We start from the raw sequence: 20935 nt of genomic DNA, 5'->3' as shown, positions 1-20935 counted from the left end.
GTCGCCTTCTTTACGCGTCATAACCCGGGTTGCGGCGGTCGAGCCGGCGCAGGAGGCCCGGCCACACGAGGTTGGAGCCCTGGCCGCGCGAGGCATCGCGTGCTTGCTGCATGTTCAACTCGACCACGTCTTGCGGGATGTGGTTGAGCTCCACGCCCCCCGACTGCGCCAGGATCTGCATGCGGCATGCGGCTTCGAGCATGTACATGCCCTGGAAGGCTTCGGCCACCGAGCGGCCGCAGGTCAGGAGGCCGTGGTTGCGCAGGATCAGGCAGTTGGCCTTGCCGAGATTCGCGCACAGACGCGGCTTCTCGTCGTCGCGCAGCGCGATGCCTTCGTAGTCGTGGTACGCGATCTGGTTCAGCGGCAGCGTGGAGTGTTGCGACAGCGGCAGAAGGCCGCGCTTCTGCGCCGACACCGCCACGCCGTGCAGCGTGTGCGTGTGCAGCACGCAGTTGACCTCGGGGCGAGCCTCGTGGATCGCGCTGTGGATCACGAAGCCGGCCGGGTTGATGTCGAACTTCGAGGGGCTGACCTTCTCGCCGTGGTGGTCGACCTTCACCAGGCTGGAAGCGGTGATCTCCTCGAAGAAGAGACCGTAGGGGTTGATCAGGAAGTTGTCGGGCTCGCCGGGCACGCGGGCCGAGATGTGCGTGAAGACGAGGTCGTCCCACCCGAACAAGGCCACCAGCCGGTAGGCGGCGGCCAGGTCCACCCGTGTTTGCCACTCTGCTTCGGAGACCTGGTTCTTGAGTGACGCAAATTCAAGCGGTGCATTCATGTCGTGTCTCCTGTGGGGTGGAACCCGGTTTTATAGCGACAGAGACGGAGCTTGTCGAAGTGGACGCTGGTGCGCTCGCATCGCTTGCTCCGTCGTGTCGCTTTGGTGATTGCCGCGCTGCTTAAAGCGCCTTCACCAGCTCGGGCACGGCGGTGAAGAGGTCGGCTTCGAGACTGTAGTCAGCCACCGAGAAGATCGGCGCCTCGGGGTCTTTGTTGATGGCCACGATCACCTTGCTGTCCTTCATGCCGGCCAGGTGCTGGATGGCCCCCGAGATGCCGGCGGCGATGTACAGCTGCGGCGCCACGATCTTGCCGGTCTGGCCGACCTGCCAGTCGTTGGGGGCGTAGCCCGCATCGACCGCGGCGCGGCTCGCGCCCAGCGCGGCGCCGAGCTTGTCGGCCAGCGGCGTGAGCACTTCGGTGAACTTGTCGCTGGAGCCGAGCGCCCGGCCACCGGAGACGATGATCTTGGCGGCGGTGAGCTCGGGCCGGTCGTTCTTGGCGATCTCGCTGCCCTGGAAGCTGCTCTTGCCGGAGTCGGCGGCAGCGGCGGCGGTTTCGACCTGGGCGCTGCCCCCCGTGGCGGCGGCGGCATCGAAGCCGGTGGTGCGCACGGTGATGACCTTGACCTTGTCGGCGCTCTGCACGGTGGCAATGGCGTTGCCGGCGTAGATGGGGCGCTCGAAGGTGTCGGGGGCGACGACCTTGGTGATGTCGCTGATCTGGCCGACGTCGAGTTTGGCGGCCACGCGCGGGGCTACGTTCTTGCCGCTGGCGGTGGCGGGGAAGAGGATGTGGCTGTAGTTGCCCGCGATGGCGAGGACTTGGGCCGCGACGTTCTCGGCCAGGCCGTGGTCGAGCTGGGCGCCGTCGGCGTGGATCACCTTGGCGACGCCGGCGATCTGGGCCGCGGCCTTGGCGGCGTCGGCGGCGGCGTTGCCGGCGATGAGCACGTGCACGTCGCCGCCAATGGCGGCGGCGGCGGTGACGGTGTTCAGGGTCGCGCCCTTGACGGTCTTGTTGTCGTGTTCAGCAATGACGAGGGTGGTCATGTTGTGAGTTCCTTGCCTGTTCTCAGAGGACCTTGGAGACGTTCTTGAGCTTGTCGACCAGCGTGGCGACGTCGGGCACCTTGATGCCGGCGCTGCGCTTGGGGGGCTCGGCAACCTTCAGGGTCTTGATGCGGGGGGCGACGTCGACGCCGAGCGCGTCGGGCTTGACGGTCTCCAGCGGCTTCTTCTTGGCCTTCATGATGTTGGGCAGCGTCACGTAGCGCGGCTCGTTCAGGCGCAGGTCGGTGGTGACGACGGCGGGCAGGCTGAGCTTCAGGGTCTCCAGGCCGCCGTCGACTTCACGGGTGACGGTGGCCGAGTCGGCGGCGAGCTCGACCTTGCTGGCGAAGGTGGCTTGGGGCAGGTCGGCCAAGGCCGCCAGCATCTGGCCGGTCTGGTTGCAGTCGTCGTCGATGGCCTGCTTGCCGAGGATGACGAGGCCGGGTTGTTCCTTGTCGACGAGGGCCTTGAGGAGCTTCGCCACGGCGAGCGGCTGGAGTTCGGCATCGGTCTCGACCAGGATGCCGCGGTCGGCGCCGATGGCCATCGCGGTGCGCAGGGTCTCCTGGCACTGGGCCGGGCCGGCCGACACGGCGATCACTTCGGTGACCACGCCTTTTTCCTTCAGACGCACGGCTTCTTCCACCGCAATCTCGTCGAAGGGGTTCATGCTCATCTTGACGTTGGCGATGTCCACACCGCTGCCGTCACTCTTCACACGCACCTTCACGTTGTAGTCCACCACTCGCTTGACGGCTACCAGCACTTTCATGGGAAGTCTCTTTCTGGGTTAAACAAAAACTGAGAGTCCACCCGGCGCGACCTCCCGCGCCGGGTGGGGTGTTGCGGCTTACTTGACGGCGAGGCCCAGGCGGTCGATCAGCAGCTTGTCTTTCGCGTAGGTCGCGATGGCCCACGACTTGTACTGCTCGCCCGTGCGGTACCACGGGTCCTGGTTGAGCGTGGCCAGCACTTCAGCATGCTTGGGGTCGTCCATCGCCTTCTTGAAGGCGTCGTGCAGTGTTTTCACGACCGCCGGGTCCATGCCCTTGGGGCCGACCAGGCCGTAAGGCGACTGCGACACGATGCCGTAGCCCAGTTCCTTGGCGGTGGGCACGTTCGGCCAGCGCTTGGTGCGGTTCTCGCCGAAGGTCACGAGCAGGCGCATCTGGTTGTTGTCGACAAACTTGTCCCAGCCCGAAGCATCGCTCGCGGCCATCACGTGGCCCCCGATCAGCGCCTGCATCAGGTCGGCGTTGCCCTTGAAGGGGATGTGGTTGAGCTGCACGCCGGCCTTGTCGGCCAGCTCTTCCATCAGGAGGTGCGGGCTGGTGCCGATACCGGTGGAGCCGTAGTCGATCTTGCCCGGCTGCTTGCGCGCGGCTTCGATGTAGTCCTTGAAGGTTTTGTGCGGCGAATCGCTCTTCACGACGAAGCCGAAGGTGTAGCCCGACACACCGATGATGAAGGTGAAGTCGTTGATGGGGCTCCACTGCACCTTGTTCATGTGCGGAATGCGCAGCATGCCCATCGGGTACTGCGAGATCGTGTAGCCGTCGGGCTTGGCGGTCATCGCCATCGAGCTGGGGCCGAGGGTGCCGCCGGCACCGGGCTTGTTCTCGATGATGATCTGCTGGCCGAGGTACTTGCTCGCGATCTCGGCGAGCGCGCGGTGATGGCGGTCGGTGGAACCGCCGGCCGGCCAAGGCACGATCAGCGTGACAGGCTTGGCGCTGGGAAAGGCCTGCGCGTGGGCAGTGCCGAACGGGGCAGCCAGTGCGGCGCCGGCCGTGGCCAGTACGAGAGCGCGTCGCAGACGTTGCAAAGGGGTGGTCATCCTGGATGTCTCCGGGTAGAAGTTGAGGGGACTAACCTTGGGCCGCGTGGCGAGCGGCCTCTTGCTCTTGAAGTTCGCGCCACTGCACCTTGCCCGATCCGGACTTGGGCAGCGACTCCACAAATTCCACAATGCGCGGGCTCTTGTAAGCCGCCATGTGGTCGTGCGACCAGGAAATGATCTCCTGTTCGCTCACCTTCCCTTTGTATTCTGGCTTGAGAACGACCAAGGCCTTGACCGTTTCGCCCCGCCGCGCATCGCGCACGCCGATCACGCAGGCTTCGTGGATGGCGGGGTGGTGGTACATCAGCGCTTCCACCTCCGCGGGCCAGACCTTGAAGCCGGCCGCGTTGATCATGCGCTTCAGGCGGTCGACCATGAAGAAGTAGCCATCGGCGTCGACCTGGGCCAGATCGCCGGTGCGCAGGAAACGTTTGCCGTCGATCTCGGCGAAGGTCTCCTGGGTGGCTTTGTCGTTGTTCCAGTAGCCGCGCATCACCTGCGGGGCGTGCACCACGATCTCGCCGGTTTCACCCACGCCCAGCTCGCGCAGGGTCTCGGGGTCGACCACCCGTGCGTCCACGTCGAACACGGGGATGCCCAGGCACTGCTTCTTGGGGCGGTGCGGCGGGTTGATGTGGGTGGCTGCCAGGGTTTCGCTCATGCCATAGCCTTCGACGTAATCGAGGCCGGTGAGTTCTTTCAACCGGGCAGCGATGGCTTCGGGCATGGCCGCGCCGCCGCCGCGGATGCCTTGCAGGCTCGACAGGTCGTATTGCGAGAGTTTCGGGTTCGACAGGAAGTCGATCATCATGGTCGAGATGACCTGCCACACCGTGACCTTGTAGCGCTGCATCAGCTGGGCGGCGGCGTCGCGGTCCCAGCGGGGCAGGATGACGATGGTGGCGCCGATGTACATCGGCCCGTTCATGCTGCCCGACATGCCGGTCACGTGGAAATAGGGCAGCACCGAGAGGAACACCGCGTCCTGCGTGCGGTTGAACCAATGCACCCCACCCACCAGCGTGCTCTGGGTGCTGCGGTGCGTGTGCATGCAGCCTTTGGGGTGGCCGGTGGTGCCCGAGGTGTAGGGCATCACGCACAGGTCGTCCGGGCCGGCGGTGAGCGGGCCCGGGCGCAGGTTCTTCGCGAGCACGTCGGTCCAGGCGACGCTGCCCTTGTCTGTGAACGTCTTGCGCGGCTCGGCGATGAAGGGCGGCACCGTGAGGTCGGTGGGGCGCTTCAAGTAGTCGCTGTAGGTGACGACGATCAGGTGCTGCAGGCCGGCATCGCCCACGAGCGGCTGCATCTGCGCATGCAGGTCCTGCGGCACGAAGGCGGTGGTGGCGCCGGTGTCCTTGACGTAGTGCTTGAGCTCCTCCGTCATGTTCATCGGGTTGACCGGCACGACGACCGCGTTCGCGCGCAGGATGCCGTAGAAGGCCAGCACCCATTGCGGGCTGTTCTGCATGTAAAGCAGCACGCGGTCGCCGGCCTTCACGCCGCAGACCTGCTGCAGGTGGCCGGCGATGCGCTCGGCCTCGTCCTTGAACTCGCCGAAGGTGATCGGCGTGTCGTAGAAGACGATGAAGGGCTTGTTCGGGAAGCGGGCGGCCGAGACCTCGGCGTTGTGGAAGACGCTGGTCTCGGGCAGCGTCAGGTGCTTGGGCAGCCCGGGCGGCCAGTGGGCAAGGTGGCGGTCCGACATGGCGGCGCTCTCATCTCAAAAAAGGGTTCAACGAGCTTAGCGCGAGGCGTCGATTTCTTGGGCGAGCGCCCACGCCTGTTCTGCCAACGGGCGGGCACGCTTGCCCGACGCGACGGCATGTTCGCTCGACGCATTGCCTTGCACCGCGCGGTGCGCAATGCCTTGCAGGATGCCGACGAGGCGGAACATGTTGAACACCATGTAGTAGTTCCACTCGGCGGGCGACACGGCGTTCTCACGGCCGGTGCGCTCCAGGTAGAGCTTCACGTACTCGGCTTCGCTCGGGATGCCGAGCGATTGGATGTCGGCACCGGCCATGCCGCGCCCGCCTTGCCCGCCGCCCATGCGCCAGGTCATGCAGTGGTAGGCGAAGTCGACCAGCGGGTGGCCGAGCGTCGACAGCTCCCAGTCGAGCACCGCGAGGATGCGCGGCTCGGTGGGGTGGAAGATCACGTTGTCGAAGCGGTAGTCGCCGTGGACGATGGCCACTTCATCGCCTTGGGGGATGTACTTGGGCAGCCACTCGATCAGCCGGTCGGCGGCTTCGATCGTCTCGGTCTCGGCGGCCTTGTACTGCTTGGTCCAGCGGGCCACCTGGCGCTCGATGTAGTTGCCGGGCTTGCCGTAGTCGCCGAGGCCGATGGCGTTCGGGTCGACGCTGTGCAGCGCGGCCATCACGCGGTTGAGCTCGCTGTAGAGCTCGCCGCGCTGGGCGTTGTTGTAGTCGGGCAGCAGCGGGTCCCAGAGGATGCGGCCTTCCACGCAGTCCATGATGTAGAAGGCGGTGCCGATCACCGACGGGTCTTCGCACAGCGCGTAGGCCTTGGCAACGGGCACGTCGGTCTTGGCGAGCGCGCTGATGACCTTGTATTCACGGTCTACGGCGTGGGCGGAAGGCAGCAGCACGCCGGGCGGCTTGCGGCGCATCACGTAGCTCTTGCCGCCGGCGGTCAGCTTGAAGGTCGGGTTGGACTGCCCGCCCTTGAACTGCTCGACATGGAGGTCGCCGCTGAAGCCGGCCACGTGCTGGCGCATGTAGGCATCGAGCTTCTGTACGTCGAACGCGTGCTGCGGGGCGACAGCTTTCGTGCCGCTGAATTGAAGGGCCGACGTGTCTTTGCTGGTCGTCATGCTGTCTGTCGTCTCAGGTCACTCAGGTGATGATGCTGCCACCATCGACCGGCAGCGCATGCCCGGTGATGTGGCGCGAGGCCTCGCTTGCGAGGAACACGACCGGTCCCTTCAAGTCTTCTTCGCCTCCCAGGCGATGCAGCGGTGCGCGTGCGACCACGCTGTCACCGATCTTGTCGAGCAGGCCATGGGTCATCTTCGTCGGGAAGAAGCCCGGGCACAGCGCGTTGACGTTGATGTTGTACTGACCCCATTCGGAGGCCAGCGCGCGCACCATGTTGACGGATGCGGCTTTCGAGGTGTTGTAGGCCACCATGGTGACGCCGGGGCTGTTGCCCTTGAGGCCCGCCACCGAGGCGATGTTGATGACCTTGCCCTGCTTGCGCGGGATCATCGCGCGCTTGCCCACCTCCCGGGTGAGGAAGAAGGGCGCGTTGACGTTCAGGTTCATCACCTTGTGCCAGGCCTCGTCGGGGTAGTCCTCGGCGGGGGTGGCCCAGTTGGCGCCGGCGTTGTTGACCAGGATGTCGATCTGGCCCCAGGCGGCCAGCGCCTGGTCGACGAGGCCGGGGATCTGGTCGAACTTCGACAGATCGTTGGCGATGACCTGGGCTTCGATGCCCAGGCTCTTCAGGTGCGCCTGCGCTGCCGCCAGTTCATCGGCCTTGCGGGCCGTGAGGATCAGCTTGGCACCGGCTTCGCCGAGCGCCTCGGCGGCCTGGAGACCCAGGCCACGCGAGCCGCCGGTGACGAGGGCAACCTTGCCCTTCAGGCTGAAGAGATCGGCAACCGGCATCAGACCACTTCGAACAGGCCCGCGGCACCCTGGCCGCCGCCGATGCACATCGTGACCACGACGTACTTCGCGCCACGGCGCTTGCCTTCGATCAGCGCATGGCCGGTCAGGCGCGAGCCGGTCACGCCGTAGGGGTGACCCACGGCGATGGCGCCGCCGTTCACGTTCAGGCGGTCGTCAGGAATGCCCAGCTTGTCGCGGCTGTAGATCACCTGGCAGGCGAAGGCTTCGTTCAGCTCCCACAGGCCGATGTCGTCGATCTTGAGGCCGGTCTGCTTGAGCAGCTTGGGGATCGCGAACACCGGGCCGATGCCCATTTCATCGGGCTCGCAGCCGGCGACCGCGAAGCCGCGGAAGATGCCCATCGGCTTGATGCCGCGCTTCTCGGCGAGCTTGCTGTTCATCAGCACGCAGGCCGACGAACCGTCGGAGAACTGGCTCGCGTTGCCGGCCGTCACCACGCCACCCGGCAGGGCGGCGCGGATCTTCGCCACGCCTTCGAGCGTGGTGTCGGGGCGGATGCCTTCGTCGGCGGCGATCGTCACTTCCTTCGTCGTGAGCCGGCCGGTGGCCTTGTCGACGACGCCCATGATGGTGGTCATCGGGGCGATCTCGTCCTTGAACTTGCCGGCTTCGAGTGCTGCGGCAGCGCGCAGCTGGCTGCGCACGCCGTATTCGTCTTGCGATTCCTTCGAGATGTTGTAGCGCTTGGCCACCATCTCGGCGGTCTGCAGCATGCTCCAGTAGATCTCGGGCTTCTTCTCCAGCATGGCGGGGTCGGCGCGCATGTGGCGGTTGGTCTCGTTCTGCACGCACGAGATCGACTCCACGCCGCCGCCGATGGCGACCTGCACGCCGTCGACGATGATGCTGTGCGCCGCCATTGCGATGGCCTGCAGGCCCGACGAGCAGAAGCGGTTGATGGTCACACCCGCGGTGGTGACGGGCAGGCCGGCACGCAGCGCAGCCACGCGGGCGATGTTGCCGCCGGTGGTGCCTTCGGACAGCGAGCCGCCGAGGAACACGTCCTCGATTTCAGCGGGGTCGAGGCCCGAGCGCTTCACGGCGTGCTCGATCGAATGGGCGGCGAGCGTGGCGCCGTAGGTCATGTTGAAAGCACCCTTCCAGCTCTTGGCCAGGCCAGTACGGGCGGTGGAGACGATGACGGCTTCGGTCATGATGGTTCCTTGGTCCTTGTGTGTTCTGTGGTCGCGGCGGCTCAGGAGAAGGTCTTGCCTTCTTCGGCGAGCTTCACCAGCAGGGGAGCCGGCTCCCAGAACTTGGCGTCAGCGCCCGGCTCGGCGGCGATGCGGCGCAGCGCGCGCACCACGTTGGCCAGGCCCACGGTGTCGGCGTAGAGCATCGGGCCGCCGCGGTGAGCGGGGAAGCCGTAGCCGTTGAGGTAGACCACGTCGATGTCGGAGGCGCGGGCGGCGATGCCTTCCTCGACGATGCGGGCGCCTTCGTTGACCATCGCGTAGATGCAGCGCTCGATGATTTCTTCATCGCTGACCTTGCGTGCCGTCATGCCACGCTCCTTGCGGAAGTCTTCGATGATCTTGTCGACCGCCGGATCGGGGATCGCGTCGCGCTTGCCCGGCTCGTACTTGTAGAAGCCTGCGCCCGTCTTCTGGCCGAAGCGGCCGGCCTCGGCCAGGCGGTCGGCGACGATGGGGATGTAGGCCTCGGGGTTGGCTTCCTTGCGGCGCTTGCGGCCGGCGTAGCCGATGTCGAGGCCGGCCAGGTCGCCCATGCGGTAGATGCCCATGGCCAAGCCGAACTTCTCCAGCGCCTTGTCGATCTGTTGCGGCGAGGCACCGGCGTTCAGCGCTTCGTTGGCGGCGGCGCCGTAGCGGGCCACGATGCGGTTGCCGATGAAGCCGTCGCACACGCCCGACACGACCGGCATCTTCTTGATCTTCTTGGCGAGCGCCATCGAGGTGGCCAGCACGTCCTTGGCGGTCTTCTCGCCGCGCACCACTTCCAGCAGGCGCATCACGTTGGCCGGGCTGAAGAAGTGCAGGCCCACCACGTCTTGCGGGCGCTTGGTGAAGGCAGCGATCTTGTCGAGGTTGAGCGCCGAGGTGTTGGACGCGAGGATGGCGCCGGGCTTGCACACCTCGTCGAGCGTCTTGAAGACCTGCTCCTTGACTTCCATGCTCTCGAACACGGCCTCGATCACGAGGTCGACGTCCTTGAAGCCGTCATAGGTCAGCGTCGGGGTGATCAGGGCCATGCGCTCTTCGATCTGCGCCGGCGTGATCTTGCCCTTCTTGGCGGAGTTTTCGTAGTTGGTGCGGATGGTTTTGAGGCCCTTGTCGAGCGCTTCCTGCTTCATCTCGAGCAGCACCACGGGGATGCCGACGTTGATGAAGTTCATCGTGATGCCCACGCCCATCGTGCCGGCGCCGATCATGCCGACCTTCTTGATGTCGCGCAGCTTGGTGTCTTCCGGCACGTCGGGGATCTTGGCCGCGGCACGCTCGGCGTTGAAGATGTGGCGCAGCGCCCGCGACTCGTTGGTGAGCATCAGCGCCTGGAACAGCTCGCGCTCGTACTTCAGGCCTTCGTCGAAGGGCTTGGTGGTGGCGGCGGCCACGGCTTCCACGCACTTGAGCGGCGCGGGGAAGTTCTTCGAGGTGGCGCCGACGGTGTTGCGGGCGAACTGCAGGAAGGCTTCGGTGCCCGGGGCGACCGGCTTCACCTTGAGGTCGCGTGCGCGCTTGAGCGGCAGCTTGTCGGCGACGGCCTTCTCCGCAAACTTGAGGGCGCCATCCAGCAGGTCGCCCTCGATGATGGCGTCGATGAGCGGCGAACCTTCGAACTTCTTGGCCGGCACCGGCGCGCCGGAGACGATCATGTTCAGGGCGGCTTCGAGGCCGATCAGTCGCGGCAGGCGCTGTGTGCCGCCGGCACCGGGCAGCAGGCCCAGCTTGACTTCGGGCAGGCCGAGGTTGGCGTCACCCTTGGCCACGCGGAAGTGCGCGCCCATTGCGAGCTCCAGGCCACCACCGAGGGCCATGCCACCGATCGCGGCGACCACGGGCTTCGGGGAGTTCTCCAGTGCCTTGATCACGTCGGGCAGGTTGGGCGACTTGCCGGCGTTGGCCGTGCCGAATTCCTTCACGTCGGCACCACCCGAGAACGCACGGTCGCTGCCGATCAGCACGATGGCGGTGACCTTGGGGTCGGCCAGGGCCTTGTCGAGGCCGGCGACGATGCCGCTGCGCAGGCCGTATCCCAGACCGTTGACCGGCGGGTTGTTCAGCGTGACCACGGCCACCGAGCCGCGAACATCGTACTGGGTGGAGGTCGGTTGATTGCTCATTGGGATTGGCTCCTGAAAGGCACGGGAGGGACAGCGATGGCCGCACGCTGCTTCTCGCGGAGAGGAGTCAGTCAGTGCGTGGTTTGTGGTTCCGCGATGCAGAACACTATTTTGCAAAGGCGACCATCGTAGCCGCTGAGGGGTTCCCTGTAAACAAGGTGATTCCCGACGGAAGTTGAGCGTGTTCCCCGGGGTTGTCGCACTCGTGACAGGGTTTAGGATGGGTTGCGGGCAACGTTGTTGGTAGAAGTTCCAATTTATACTTTGGCGTTTTGCGATGCAGAATCTGCATCCATTTTCTTGATCATCCGCAATACGGCTCAGCCGCAGGAGACTTTCCATGGATCTCGAATACAGCCCAGAAGAACAGAAATTCCGCGAGGAGGTGCGCAGCTTCATCGCTGAAAACCTGCCGCAGGAGATCCGCAACCGCGGCGCGTCCGGCGAGCGTCACCTGGCCGAAGACATCACCAAGTGGCAGAACATCCTCTACAAGAAGGGCTGGGGTGGCTCGAGCTGGCCGGTGGAGTTCGGCGGCACGGGCTGGAACGCCGTGCAGAAGCACATCTTCGACGAAGAGTGCGCCGAGGCCGGCACGCCGATGCAGCTGGCCTTCAGCATCAAGATGGTCGCGCCGGTGATCATGCGTTTCGGCAATGCCGCGCAGAAGGCCTACTACCTGCCGCGCATCCTGTCGGGTGAAGACTGGTGGTGCCAGGGCTACAGCGAGCCGGGTGCCGGCTCCGACCTGGCCTCGCTCAAGACCCGCGCCGTGCGCGGCACCGACGAGAAGGGCGAGCACTACATCGTCAACGGCCAGAAGACCTGGAACACCCTCGGTCAGTACGCCGACTGGATCTTCGTGCTCGTGCGCACCAGCACCGAAGGCCGCAAGCAGGAAGGCATCAGCTTCCTGCTGGTCGACATGAAGACCCCGGGCATCACCGTCAAGCCGATCATCATGCTCGACGGCGGCCACGAGGTGAACGAAGTCTGGTTCGACAACGTGCGCGTGCCGGTCGAGAACCGCATCGGTGAAGAGAACAAGGGCTGGACCTACGCCAAGTTCCTGCTGGGCCATGAGCGCACCGGCATCGCGGGTGTGGGCCGCTCGAAGGTCGCCATCAAGCGCCTGAAGACGCTGGCCCGCAAGGTGCCCGGCGACAACGGCAAGCCGCTGATCGAAGACGTGCGCTTCCGCGATCGCCTTGCGCAGGTCGAGATGGAGCTGATGGCGCTCGAGATCACCAACCTCAAGGTCGTGTCGCAAGAGGGCAAGTCCCACGCGCCCGGCCCCGAGGCCTCGATGCTGAAGATCAAGGGCTCCGAGATCCAGCAGATGCTGACCGAACTCTCGATGATGGCGCTCGGCCCCTATGGCGTGCCCTGGCTGCGCGAGCAGCAGGACCTGTCGGGCAACCCGCAGCCGCTGACCGAGTTCTTTGCCGGTCGTGAGACCCTGCTCTCGGGTGCGTACTTCAACACCCGCAAGACGACCATCTATGGCGGCTCCAGCGAAGTCCAGAAGAACATCATCAGCCAGATGATCCTGGGCCTCTGAAGCAACACAGAACACGAAAGGAATCACCATGGATTTCAATCTCAGCGAAGAACAGACCGCGATCCAGGACAGCCTGAAGCGCTACCTCGCCAAGGACTACGGCTTCGAGCATCGCCGCGCGCTCACCAAGAGCGAGCTCGGCCACAGCGCCGAAGCCTGGTCCACCTACGCCGAGCTGGGCCTGCTGGCCCTGCCGTTCCCTGAAGAAGTGGGTGGCCTCGGCGGCAACGCGATCGACACGATGCTGATCGCCGAGACGCTGGGCACCGCACTCGCGCTCGAGCCTTTCATCCCGTCGATCGTGATCGCCGGCAGCCTGATCGCCGACATCGGCAACGCCGCGCAGAAGGACACGCTGCTGGGCGGCATCACCCAGGGCACGACGATCGCCACGCTGGCCCATCAGGAGCCGGGTGCGCGCTACAACACCCACCACGTGGCCACCACCGCGAAGAAGGACGGCGACGGCTGGTCGCTGAGCGGCCACAAAGCCGTCGTGTTGGCTGCGGCGTCGGCGAACAAGCTGCTGGTCTCGGCCCGCACCTCGGGCTCTGCTTTCGATGCCAACGGCATCTCGCTCTTCGTGGTCGACGCCAAGGCCGCAGGCCTGACCCTGCGCCCCTACGGCACGCAAGACGGCCAGCGCGCTGCCGACGTGATCCTGAAGGACGTGAAGGTCGGTGCCGACGCGCTCGTGGGCCAGGTCAACCAGGCCCTGCCCGCGATCGAATGGGCGCTCGACCGTGGCATCGCCGCCCTGTGCGCCGAAGCGGTCGGTGTGATGGCCACGCTCAACGCGCAGACGCTTGAGTACCTGAAGAACCGCAAGCAGTTCGACATGCCGATTGGCAAGTTCCAGGTGCTGCAGCACCGCATGGCCGACATGGCGATGGCGGCCGAATACGGCCGCGCGATGGCGCTGCTGGCCGCAGTCAAGGTCGACTCGAAGGATGCGGCCGAGCGCCGCCGCCACGTGTCGGCCGCCAAGGCCTACATCGGCCAGTCGGCCCGCACGGTGGGCCAGGGCGCAGTGCAGATGCACGGCGGCATGGGCGTGACCGACGAGCTGATGGCCGCGCACCTCTTCAAGCGACTGACGGTCATCAACCAGACCTTCGGTGACGTCGACCACCACCTGGGCAAGTTCAGCGACACGCTGCTCGCAGCCTGACGCGCCACGCTCTCGACCAAGGGCCCGCATGCCTCTCGCTGCGGGCCCTTCTTCAATCAGCCTTTAGAACAACATGACCGCCGAACTCATCCTCAACCGCCGCGACCTCGACTTCCAGATCTTCGAGGTGAACGATGCCGAAGCGCTGACGCAGCGCGAGCGCCACGCCGACCACAGCCGCGAGACCTTCGTCGCCGCGCTCGACGCCGCGATGGCCATCGCCGCCGACAAGTTCTTCACCCACAACCGCGAGAGCGACGAGCAGGAGCCCGAGTTCGACGGGAAGCGCGTCGAGATCATTCCGCAGGTGAAAGACGCGCTGCAGGCGTACTGCGAAGCCGGCTTCATCGCGCCGACGCAGGACTACGACCTTGGCGGCATGCAACTGCCGGTGCTGATGGGCCAGGCCTTCTCGGCCATCTTCAAGAGCGCGAATGCGGCGACCAACTCCTACGTCGGCCTGACGATCGCCAACGCCAACGTCATCAACCGCTTCGGCACCGAGTCGCAGAAGAAGCGCTACCTGCCGCACATGCTCAGCGGCCGCTTCTTCGGCACCATGTGCCTCACCGAGCCGCAAGCCGGCTCCAGCCTCTCGGACATCACCACCGCCGCCGTGCCGCAGGGCGATGGCAGCTACCGCCTCACCGGCAACAAGATCTTCATCTCGGGCGGCGACCACGAGCTGAGCGAAAACATCATCCACCTCGTGCTCGCACGCCTGCCCGGCGCACCGGCCGGGGTGAAGGGCATCTCGCTCTTCATCGTGCCGAAGTTCATGGTCAACGACGACGGCTCGCTCGGCGCGCGCAACGACGTGGCACTCGCCGGCCTGATCCACAAGATGGGCTGGCGCGGCACCACCTCGACCATGTTGTCCTTCGGCGAGAAGGGCCAGTGCTACGGCGAGCTCATCGGCCAGCCCAACCAGGGCCTCGCCGCGATGTTCCACATGATGAACGAGGCGCGCATCGGTGTCGGCATGGGCGCGGTGATGCTGGGCTACCGCGGCTACCTGGCCTCGCTGCAGTACGCGCGTGAACGGCCGCAAGGCCGCCGCGCCGGCAGCAAAGATCCCAACGAACCGCAGATCAAGCTGATAGCGCACGCCGACATCCGCCGCATGCTGATTGCGCAGAAGGCGTATGTGGAAGGCGGCCTGTCCTTGGGCCTCTACGCTGCACGCCTGGTCGACGAGCAGAAGACCGGCCCCGACGAGACCAAGCGTGAAGAAGCCGGCCTGTTGCTGGAGCTGCTCACACCCATCGTCAAGAGCTGGCCCTCGCAGTGGTGCCTGGAAGCCAACAGCCTCGCCATCCAGATCCACGGTGGTTATGGCTACACGCGCGAATACCCGGTCGAGCAGTTCTACCGCGACAACCGCCTCAACATGATCCACGAGGGCACGCACGCCATCCAGTCGATCGACCTGCTGGGCCGCAAGGTGGTGATGCAGCAAGGTGCCGCGCTCGAGTTGCTGGGCCGCGAGATCGCCGCGACGGTCAAGGACGCCTCGGCCTACGAGACCCTGAGCGCGAATGCCGATGCGCTGACCATCGCCTGGTCCAACGTCGTGCAGACGGTGAAGGCGCTGGCGCCGTTGCTGAAGGAGAAGGGTGAACTGGCCTTGGCCAACTCGGTCGTCTTCCTCGAGGCCTTCGGCCACACGGTCGTGGCGTGGCAGTGGCTGCGGCAAGCCTTGGTTGCCACCCGCGCGCTGAAAGACGCGAAGGGCGACGACGAAATCAACTTCTACCGTGGCAAGCTGCACACCTGCGCCTGGTTCTTCGACTGGGAGCTGCCACGCTGCAAGCCGCAGCACGAGTTGCTGCGCAGCCTCAACGATTCGACCCTCACGATGCAGGACGCCTGGTTCTGATGAGTCCCGACGACAACATCCCAGATGGTTTCGTGCCGCTGGTGCCCGGCGGCACCTGGCTCACGCACGCCGGCCCGCTGTACCAGAAGGATGCGCCCAACGGCGGCGTGGTCATCGGCCTGCGCCTCGCACAGAAGCACACCAACATGCGCGGCATCGCACATGGCGGCATGCTGGTCACGCTGGCCGACAGCGCGCTCGGCCGCAACATGCACCTCACGCGCAAGCCCTCGGCGCCGATGGTGTCGGTCAACCTGTCGACCGATTTCCTCGGCGCGGCCAAGGTGGGCGACTGGCTGGAAGCGCACGTGCAGGTGCGCAAGCACGGGGCGCGGCTGTCGTTCGCCGAGTGCGAGTTGCGGGTCGGCGAGAAGGTCGTGGTGCGGTGCAGCGGTGTGTTTGCAGTGGTCGAGCCGGTGGCTGCCAACAAGGAAGTCCCTGAGGGCTGAGCGCTTGCACGGGGCGTAAAGTGTCCAGCACACGGACACTGCCCATGACGACGACCACTCTTCCAGCCGATGCCGACGGCGTGCTCAAGCTCGCCGCGCAAAGCATGTTCGACACGCTGGCGCAGGCCGCCATGGGCATGATGGTGGTCGACCGCCAGCACCGCATCGTGTGGATCAGCGAGGGCTACAAGCGCTTCCTGCCCGGCCTCGGCCATGAAGAGGGCGACTTCGTGGGCCGCCTCGTGGAAGAGGTGGTGCCCAACACGCTGATGGCCCACGTGATCGAGACTGGCCAGCCCATGCTGGTGGACCTGCTCACCAACCAGGCCGGCACCTTTCTCGTGAGCCGCATGCCGCTGCGCGATGCCGACGGCGGCGTGATCGGCGCGTTGGGCCTCGTGCTGCTCGACCACCCCGAGACGACGATGCAGCCGCTGATGACCAAGTTCAGCCGCCTGCAGCGCGAGCTCGACGACGCGCGCCAGCAGCTCGCCGCGCAGCGCCGGCCGAAGTACACCATCGCGAGCTTCATCGGCTCGAGCCCCGTCGCGATGGAAACCAAGCGCCAGGCGCGCCGCGTGGCGCAGACCGACAGCACCGTGCTGCTGCTCGGCGAGACGGGCACCGGCAAGGAGCTGCTGGCCCACGCCATCCACGCGGCAAGCACCCGCGCCTCACGCGCCTTCGTCGGCGTCAACATCGCCGCCGTGCCCGACACGCTGCTCGAAGCCGAGTTCTTCGGCGTGGCCCCCGGCGCCTACACCGGCGCCGACCGCAAGGGGCGCGACGGCAAGTTCAAGCTCGCCGACGGCGGCACGCTCTTCCTCGACGAGATCGGCGACATGCCGGTCGCCCTGCAGAGCAAGCTGCTGCGTGTGCTGCAGGAGCAGGAGATCGAGCCGCTCGGCAGCAACAAGGTCGAGCGGGTCGACGTGCGCATCATCGCGGCCACGAGCCGCGACCTGCCGGCGATGGTGGCCGCGGGCAGCTTCCGCGCCGACCTCTACTACCGCCTCAACGTGCTGCCCATCCGGCTGCCGGCGCTGCGCGAGCGCCTGCCTGATCTCGAAGCGCTGGTCGAAGCGCTGGCCGACGACATCGCCCGCCGAAGCGGCTTGCCGCACAAGGGCCTGTCGCCCGATGCGCTGGAGCTGCTGTCGCGCCAGGCGTGGCCGGGCAACATCCGCGAGTTGCGCAACGTGCTGGAGCAGGCCACGCTGATGACCGACGACACCGTGCTCACGGCGGCGCATTTCAGCAGCCTGGTCGACGGTGTGCCGCAATTGAGCCCGCCACCGCTGCCCGCCGCTGCTGCGCCGCGCGCCCCCGTGGCCGATGCGGCGGCCGCCACGGCTGCGATCAAGCCGCTGCCGCAGGCCATCGCCGAGCTGGAGCAGCGGGCGATCCGCGAAGCCCTGGAAGCGACCGGCGGCAACAAGCTCGCCGCATCGCGGCTCTTGGGCATCTCGCGCGCCACGCTGTACGAGAAGCTCGGCTCGAGTTAGCTGCCGTTCGGCCTGGCGCACCTTCTTTACCTCGCAGCAATGTGGGCTGCGAGGCTTCCCCGATGCGGGTGCCGGTGATCCCGCGCATGCTTCAGGGTCTTTTCGTTCTCTGCTGCCCATGCCTGCCCACGGTCTTCACGCTCCCTCTTCGCTCACCTTGATCGCGCTCGCGGTGGCCGCTGCCGCCGCCAACGCACAAACGCCGCCACCGCCACCCGCACCCTCGCCTGCGCCTGCGCCTGCGCCTGCGCCTGCGCCGCAGCAACTCGAGCGTGTCGAGATCACCGGCACGCGCAACAACGACCAGAGCGAGCGCCGCCAGTCCACCGCGGCCAAGATCGTGATCGGGCGCGAGGAGATCGAGCGCTTCGGCGACAGCACCGTGGGCGAGGTCTTGAAGCGCCTGCCCGGCATCACGCTGCAAGGCGCGCCGGGGCGGGGCGGGGCGATCCGCATGCGTGGGCTCGGCAGCGGCTACACGCAGATCCTCATCGACGGCGAGCGTGTGCCGCCGGGCCTCACCATCGATACGCTCACGCCCGAGCAGATCGAGCGCATCGAGATCCTGCGCGCACCCACCGCCGAGACCGGCGCGCGGGCGATTGCCGGCACCATCAACATCGTCACGCGAGAAGGCTTCAAGAAGCGGCTCAACGACTTGCGCGTGGGCTTCGGCGTGGAGACGGGGCATGTGCACCCCGGCTTCTCGTGGACGCGCAACGACAGCGTGGACAACCTGATCTACAACTTCTCGCTGTCGGCCTTCAAGTTCAAGCGCGACACCGAGAGCGTGACGACCACCGTGCGCGAAGCGGCAATTCGAAGCGAAAGCGTGGAGACGACGCAATCCACCGAGGAGCGCACTGCGCTGCATGCGACCGGGCGCCTGCAGTGGCGCGGCGACAAGGGCACGTCGCTGGTGCTGATGCCCTTGCTCATTGCCAGCGAAACCGACAACACGCGCAACTCGCGCATCGACCAGACCCCCCTGGTCGCGAAACCCTACGACACCAGCACCGGCCACAACACCGGCCGCTACCAACTGCTGCGCTTGAACAGTCAGTTCAACCGAGGCCTCGAGGGCGTGGGCCGCCTCGAACTCAAGGGCGGCCTCGGCCAAGGCCGGTGGAGTGGCCGCGCGCAGCGCTACCTGCGCAACAACGACGGCTCTCCCACGCTCGCCCAGCCGAGCGACTTCGACGACGTCAACAGCGCCCGAGATACCAACGCCACGCTTGGCTCCAAGCTCACCACCCTGCTGCCCAACGACCACGCGCTGGTGGCCGGCGCCGAAGTCGAGCACAACCGCCGCAACGAGCAGCACAGCGAGGCCGATGTCTCGGGCGACGACTTCTCGGCCAGGTCGCTGCGCTTGGCCGCGTTCGCGCAGGACGAATGGAACCTCACGCCGCAATGGGCGGTGCACGCGGGCCTCCGCTGGGAGAGCATCCGCACGCAAGGCGAGGCCAACGGCCTGGCGGCCCCGTTCGACAACCGCAGCAGCGTGTGGACCCCGTTGCTGCACACGGTGTGGAAGTTCGACCCCAAGAGCCGCGACCAGGTGCGGATGAGCCTCACACGCAGCTACCGCTCGCCGACGCTGCAGAACCTGATTCCGTACACGCGGCAGTCTCAGCCCAATTCCGAGACGCGCCCGGACAGGGCGGGCAACCCCGACCTGAAGCCCGAGCTGGCCACCGGCCTCGACGTGGCCATCGAGCGCTACCTCCCGGGCAGCGGCATCCTGAGTGCCAGTGTCTTCCACCGAGAGATCAGCCAGTACATCCGCACCGTGACGTCTCTGGAGGGCACACGCTACGTGTCGCGCATGCAGAACGTCGGCGACGCCACCACCCAGGGCCTGGAGCTCGAAGCCAAGTTCCGCCTCAGCGACCTGGTGGCCGACGCGCCCGGTGTCGAGCTGCGCGCCAACGGCGGCGTCTTCCGCTCGAAGGTGAAAGGCACGCCCGGCCCCGACAACCGCATCGACCAGCAGGCCTCGGGCGTCGTCAATCTCGGCGCCGACTACCGCTTCCGCCGCACGGGCCTCACGCTCGGCGGCAACCTGAGCTGGCAGCCCGGCTACACCACCCGCATCAGCGACACGCAGTGGGTCATCCAGGGCAAGAAGACGGTGGTGGATGCGTTCATGCTGTATGCCTTCAACCCCGGCCTGCAGCTGCGCATCTCGGGCAGCAACCTCGCCGCGCGCGACTACCTCACCGGCAGCCGCTTCGAAGGGGGCACGGTGCGTGAGACCACTGAGACCGATACCAACTCCTACATCAGCTGGCAGGTGCGTCTGGAAATGAAGCTCTAGGCCTGCCTGGACTCTGGGCAGTGTCCAAGCGCCAGGCACGACGCTCGCGCCGCGTGTCCGGCATCTGGGCGAAGACGGTCCAGCGCCGCCCTGCGTCTCCCAGGTAAACCTAGTGTTTGCCCTGATCTGGTGCTTGTGGGCACAGGCTTTGCGCAAGAACGGCTCGCACGGGCGGCAGCTGCGCCGCCTGAGAACCCAGGAGACACCATGCACTTCGCCACCCGCCGCGTTGCCCTCACGACCGTTGCCGCCGCTGCCGCGCTCGCGCTCACCGCGCCGCTCGTCCAGGCCCAGTCCAAGAACGAGGTCCGCATCGCCCACGTCTACGGCAAGACCGGGCCGCTCGAGGCCTATGCCAAGCAGACGCACACCGGCCTGATGATGGGCCTCGAATACGCCACCGGTGGCACGATGACGGTGGCCGGCAAGAAGCTGGTGGTGATCGAGAAAGACGACCAGGGCAAGCCCGACGTGGGCAAGAACCTGCTCGCCACCGCCTACGGCGACGACAAGGCCGACATCGCGGTGGGCACCACCGGCTCGGGCGTGGCGCTCGCCATGCTGCCCGTGGCCGAGGAGTACAAGAAGATCCTGCTGGTCGAGCCCGCGGTGGCCGACTCGATCACCGGCGACAAGTGGAACAAGTACATCTTCCGCACCGGCCGCAACAGCTCACAGGACGCCATCGCCAACGCCGTGGCGCTCGACAAGGCCAACGTGAGCATTGCCACCCTGGCCCAGGACTACGCCTTCGGCCGCGACGGCGTGAAGGCCTTCAAGGACGCGCTCAAGACCGCCAAGGTCGTCCACGAGGAATACCTCCCCGCCGCCACCACCGACTTCACCGCCGGTGCGCAGCGCATCATCGACAAGCTGAAGGACGCGCCCGGCCGCAAGGTCATCTTCATCATCTGGGCCGGCGCGGGTAACCCGTTCAAGATCGCCGACCTCGACTTGAAGCGCTACAACATCGAGATCGCGACCGGCGGCAACATCCTGCCGGCCATGACCGCCTACAAGCAGTTCCCCGGCATGGAAGGCGCGGCGTACTACTACTTCGGCATTCCGAAGAACCCGGCCAACGAGTGGCTCGTGGCGAACCACTACAAGAAGTTCCAGACCCCACCCGACTTCTTCACCGCGGGCGGCATGAGCGCCGGCATCGCGCTGGTCGAAGCCTTGAAGAAGACCCAGGGCAACACCAACACCGACAAGCTCATCACCACGATGGAAGGCATGAGCTTCGAGACGCCCAAGGGCAAGATGACCTTCCGCAAGGAAGACCACCAGGCGATGCAGTCGATGTACCACTTCAAGATCAAGGTGGACCCGGCCTTCACCTGGGGCGTGCCTGAGCTCGTGCGCGAGATCAAGCCGGAAGAGATGAACGTGCCGATCCGCAACAAGCGCTGAGC

At 66.2% G+C, this 20935-nt stretch carries 16 protein-coding genes; 7 read left to right on the top strand and 9 right to left on the bottom strand.

Annotated elements, in window-relative coordinates:
- Nucleotides 1-10: 10 nt before the first annotated feature.
- From RXV79_RS22195 to RXV79_RS22155, 9 genes are all read right to left on the bottom strand, one after another.
- Complete coding sequence (locus RXV79_RS22195) at nucleotides 11-781, bottom strand: class II aldolase/adducin family protein (RefSeq protein WP_316700267.1); 771 nt, start codon at nucleotides 779-781, stop codon at nucleotides 11-13.
- A 121-nt stretch (nucleotides 782-902) separates the two neighbouring features.
- Nucleotides 903-1835: an electron transfer flavoprotein subunit alpha/FixB family protein gene (locus tag RXV79_RS22190; protein WP_316700266.1), complete on the bottom strand. Its 933-nt coding sequence runs from the start codon at nucleotides 1833-1835 to the stop codon at nucleotides 903-905.
- A 22-nt stretch (nucleotides 1836-1857) separates the two neighbouring features.
- On the bottom strand, nucleotides 1858-2607 hold the full coding sequence (locus RXV79_RS22185) for an electron transfer flavoprotein subunit beta/FixA family protein (protein ID WP_316700265.1): 750 nt from the start codon (nucleotides 2605-2607) through the stop codon (nucleotides 1858-1860).
- Nucleotides 2608-2685: 78 nt separating this feature from the next.
- A complete protein-coding gene (locus RXV79_RS22180; protein ID WP_316700264.1) occupies nucleotides 2686-3672 on the bottom strand; it encodes a tripartite tricarboxylate transporter substrate binding protein in 987 nt (328 codons plus the stop codon).
- A gap of 31 nt (nucleotides 3673-3703) precedes the next feature.
- Nucleotides 3704-5380 carry a long-chain fatty acid--CoA ligase gene (locus RXV79_RS22175; protein WP_316700263.1) on the bottom strand — a complete coding sequence of 559 codons (1677 nt, stop codon included), beginning with the start codon at nucleotides 5378-5380 and terminating at the stop codon, nucleotides 3704-3706.
- A gap of 36 nt (nucleotides 5381-5416) precedes the next feature.
- On the bottom strand, nucleotides 5417-6511 hold the full coding sequence (locus RXV79_RS22170; RefSeq protein WP_316700262.1) for a phosphotransferase: 1095 nt from the start codon (nucleotides 6509-6511) through the stop codon (nucleotides 5417-5419).
- Nucleotides 6512-6533: 22 nt separating this feature from the next.
- Complete coding sequence (locus tag RXV79_RS22165) at nucleotides 6534-7307, bottom strand: SDR family oxidoreductase (protein WP_316700261.1); 774 nt, start codon at nucleotides 7305-7307, stop codon at nucleotides 6534-6536.
- Nucleotides 7307-8485, bottom strand: a complete 1179-nt coding sequence (locus RXV79_RS22160; protein ID WP_257826079.1) for an acetyl-CoA C-acyltransferase — start codon at nucleotides 8483-8485, stop codon at nucleotides 7307-7309. The genes RXV79_RS22165 and RXV79_RS22160 overlap by 1 nt, the downstream gene beginning before the upstream one ends.
- 41 nt (nucleotides 8486-8526) lie before the next feature.
- Complete coding sequence (locus tag RXV79_RS22155) at nucleotides 8527-10635, bottom strand: 3-hydroxyacyl-CoA dehydrogenase NAD-binding domain-containing protein (RefSeq protein ID WP_316700260.1); 2109 nt, start codon at nucleotides 10633-10635, stop codon at nucleotides 8527-8529.
- A gap of 340 nt (nucleotides 10636-10975) precedes the next feature.
- Between RXV79_RS22155 and RXV79_RS22150 the strand changes: the two genes are divergently transcribed.
- The 7 genes from RXV79_RS22150 to RXV79_RS22120 all read left to right on the top strand — a co-directional run bounded on the left by RXV79_RS22150 (nucleotide 10976) and on the right by RXV79_RS22120 (nucleotide 20933).
- A complete protein-coding gene (locus RXV79_RS22150) occupies nucleotides 10976-12196 on the top strand; it encodes an acyl-CoA dehydrogenase family protein (RefSeq protein ID WP_316700259.1) in 1221 nt (406 codons plus the stop codon).
- Between the two features lie 28 nt (nucleotides 12197-12224).
- Nucleotides 12225-13367 (top strand): acyl-CoA dehydrogenase family protein, encoded by a 1143-nt coding sequence (locus RXV79_RS22145; protein ID WP_316700258.1) that lies wholly within the window; start codon nucleotides 12225-12227, stop codon nucleotides 13365-13367.
- Between the two features lie 73 nt (nucleotides 13368-13440).
- Nucleotides 13441-15246: an acyl-CoA dehydrogenase gene (locus RXV79_RS22140; RefSeq protein WP_316700257.1), complete on the top strand. Its 1806-nt coding sequence runs from the start codon at nucleotides 13441-13443 to the stop codon at nucleotides 15244-15246.
- Nucleotides 15246-15695 (top strand): PaaI family thioesterase, encoded by a 450-nt coding sequence (locus RXV79_RS22135; protein WP_316700256.1) that lies wholly within the window; start codon nucleotides 15246-15248, stop codon nucleotides 15693-15695. Before RXV79_RS22140 ends, RXV79_RS22135 begins: the two co-directional genes overlap by 1 nt.
- A 44-nt stretch (nucleotides 15696-15739) precedes the next feature.
- On the top strand, nucleotides 15740-17200 hold the full coding sequence (locus RXV79_RS22130) for a sigma-54 interaction domain-containing protein (RefSeq protein WP_316700255.1): 1461 nt from the start codon (nucleotides 15740-15742) through the stop codon (nucleotides 17198-17200).
- A gap of 157 nt (nucleotides 17201-17357) precedes the next feature.
- A complete protein-coding gene (locus tag RXV79_RS22125) occupies nucleotides 17358-19520 on the top strand; it encodes a TonB-dependent receptor plug domain-containing protein (RefSeq protein WP_316700254.1) in 2163 nt (720 codons plus the stop codon).
- 207 nt (nucleotides 19521-19727) lie between these two features.
- Nucleotides 19728-20933 (top strand): substrate-binding domain-containing protein, encoded by a 1206-nt coding sequence (locus tag RXV79_RS22120; RefSeq protein WP_316700253.1) that lies wholly within the window; start codon nucleotides 19728-19730, stop codon nucleotides 20931-20933.
- Nucleotides 20934-20935 lie beyond the last annotated feature (2 nt).

The organism is Piscinibacter gummiphilus (assembly GCF_032681285.1).
GTDB lineage: Bacteria > Pseudomonadota > Gammaproteobacteria > Burkholderiales > Burkholderiaceae_C > Rhizobacter > Rhizobacter gummiphilus_A.
The sequence above is the reverse complement of the archived record's forward strand: the minus strand, read 5'-3'. Positions and strand labels throughout refer to the sequence as shown.

Coding starts and splice junctions, on each gene's coding strand:
- RXV79_RS22145 (WP_316700258.1), top strand. CDS start 12,225: ATGGATTTCAATCTCAGCGAAGAACAGACCGCGATCCAGGACAGCCTG.
- RXV79_RS22175 (WP_316700263.1), bottom strand. CDS start 5,380: ATGTCGGACCGCCACCTTGCCCACTGGCCGCCCGGGCTGCCCAAGCAC.
- RXV79_RS22165 (WP_316700261.1), bottom strand. CDS start 7,307: ATGCCGGTTGCCGATCTCTTCAGCCTGAAGGGCAAGGTTGCCCTCGTC.
- RXV79_RS22120 (WP_316700253.1), top strand. CDS start 19,728: ATGCACTTCGCCACCCGCCGCGTTGCCCTCACGACCGTTGCCGCCGCT.
- RXV79_RS22135 (WP_316700256.1), top strand. CDS start 15,246: ATGAGTCCCGACGACAACATCCCAGATGGTTTCGTGCCGCTGGTGCCC.
- RXV79_RS22150 (WP_316700259.1), top strand. CDS start 10,976: ATGGATCTCGAATACAGCCCAGAAGAACAGAAATTCCGCGAGGAGGTG.
- RXV79_RS22155 (WP_316700260.1), bottom strand. CDS start 10,635: ATGAGCAATCAACCGACCTCCACCCAGTACGATGTTCGCGGCTCGGTG.
- RXV79_RS22130 (WP_316700255.1), top strand. CDS start 15,740: ATGACGACGACCACTCTTCCAGCCGATGCCGACGGCGTGCTCAAGCTC.
- RXV79_RS22190 (WP_316700266.1), bottom strand. CDS start 1,835: ATGACCACCCTCGTCATTGCTGAACACGACAACAAGACCGTCAAGGGC.
- RXV79_RS22180 (WP_316700264.1), bottom strand. CDS start 3,672: ATGACCACCCCTTTGCAACGTCTGCGACGCGCTCTCGTACTGGCCACG.
- RXV79_RS22185 (WP_316700265.1), bottom strand. CDS start 2,607: ATGAAAGTGCTGGTAGCCGTCAAGCGAGTGGTGGACTACAACGTGAAG.
- RXV79_RS22160 (WP_257826079.1), bottom strand. CDS start 8,485: ATGACCGAAGCCGTCATCGTCTCCACCGCCCGTACTGGCCTGGCCAAG.
- RXV79_RS22170 (WP_316700262.1), bottom strand. CDS start 6,511: ATGACGACCAGCAAAGACACGTCGGCCCTTCAATTCAGCGGCACGAAA.
- RXV79_RS22140 (WP_316700257.1), top strand. CDS start 13,441: ATGACCGCCGAACTCATCCTCAACCGCCGCGACCTCGACTTCCAGATC.
- RXV79_RS22195 (WP_316700267.1), bottom strand. CDS start 781: ATGAATGCACCGCTTGAATTTGCGTCACTCAAGAACCAGGTCTCCGAA.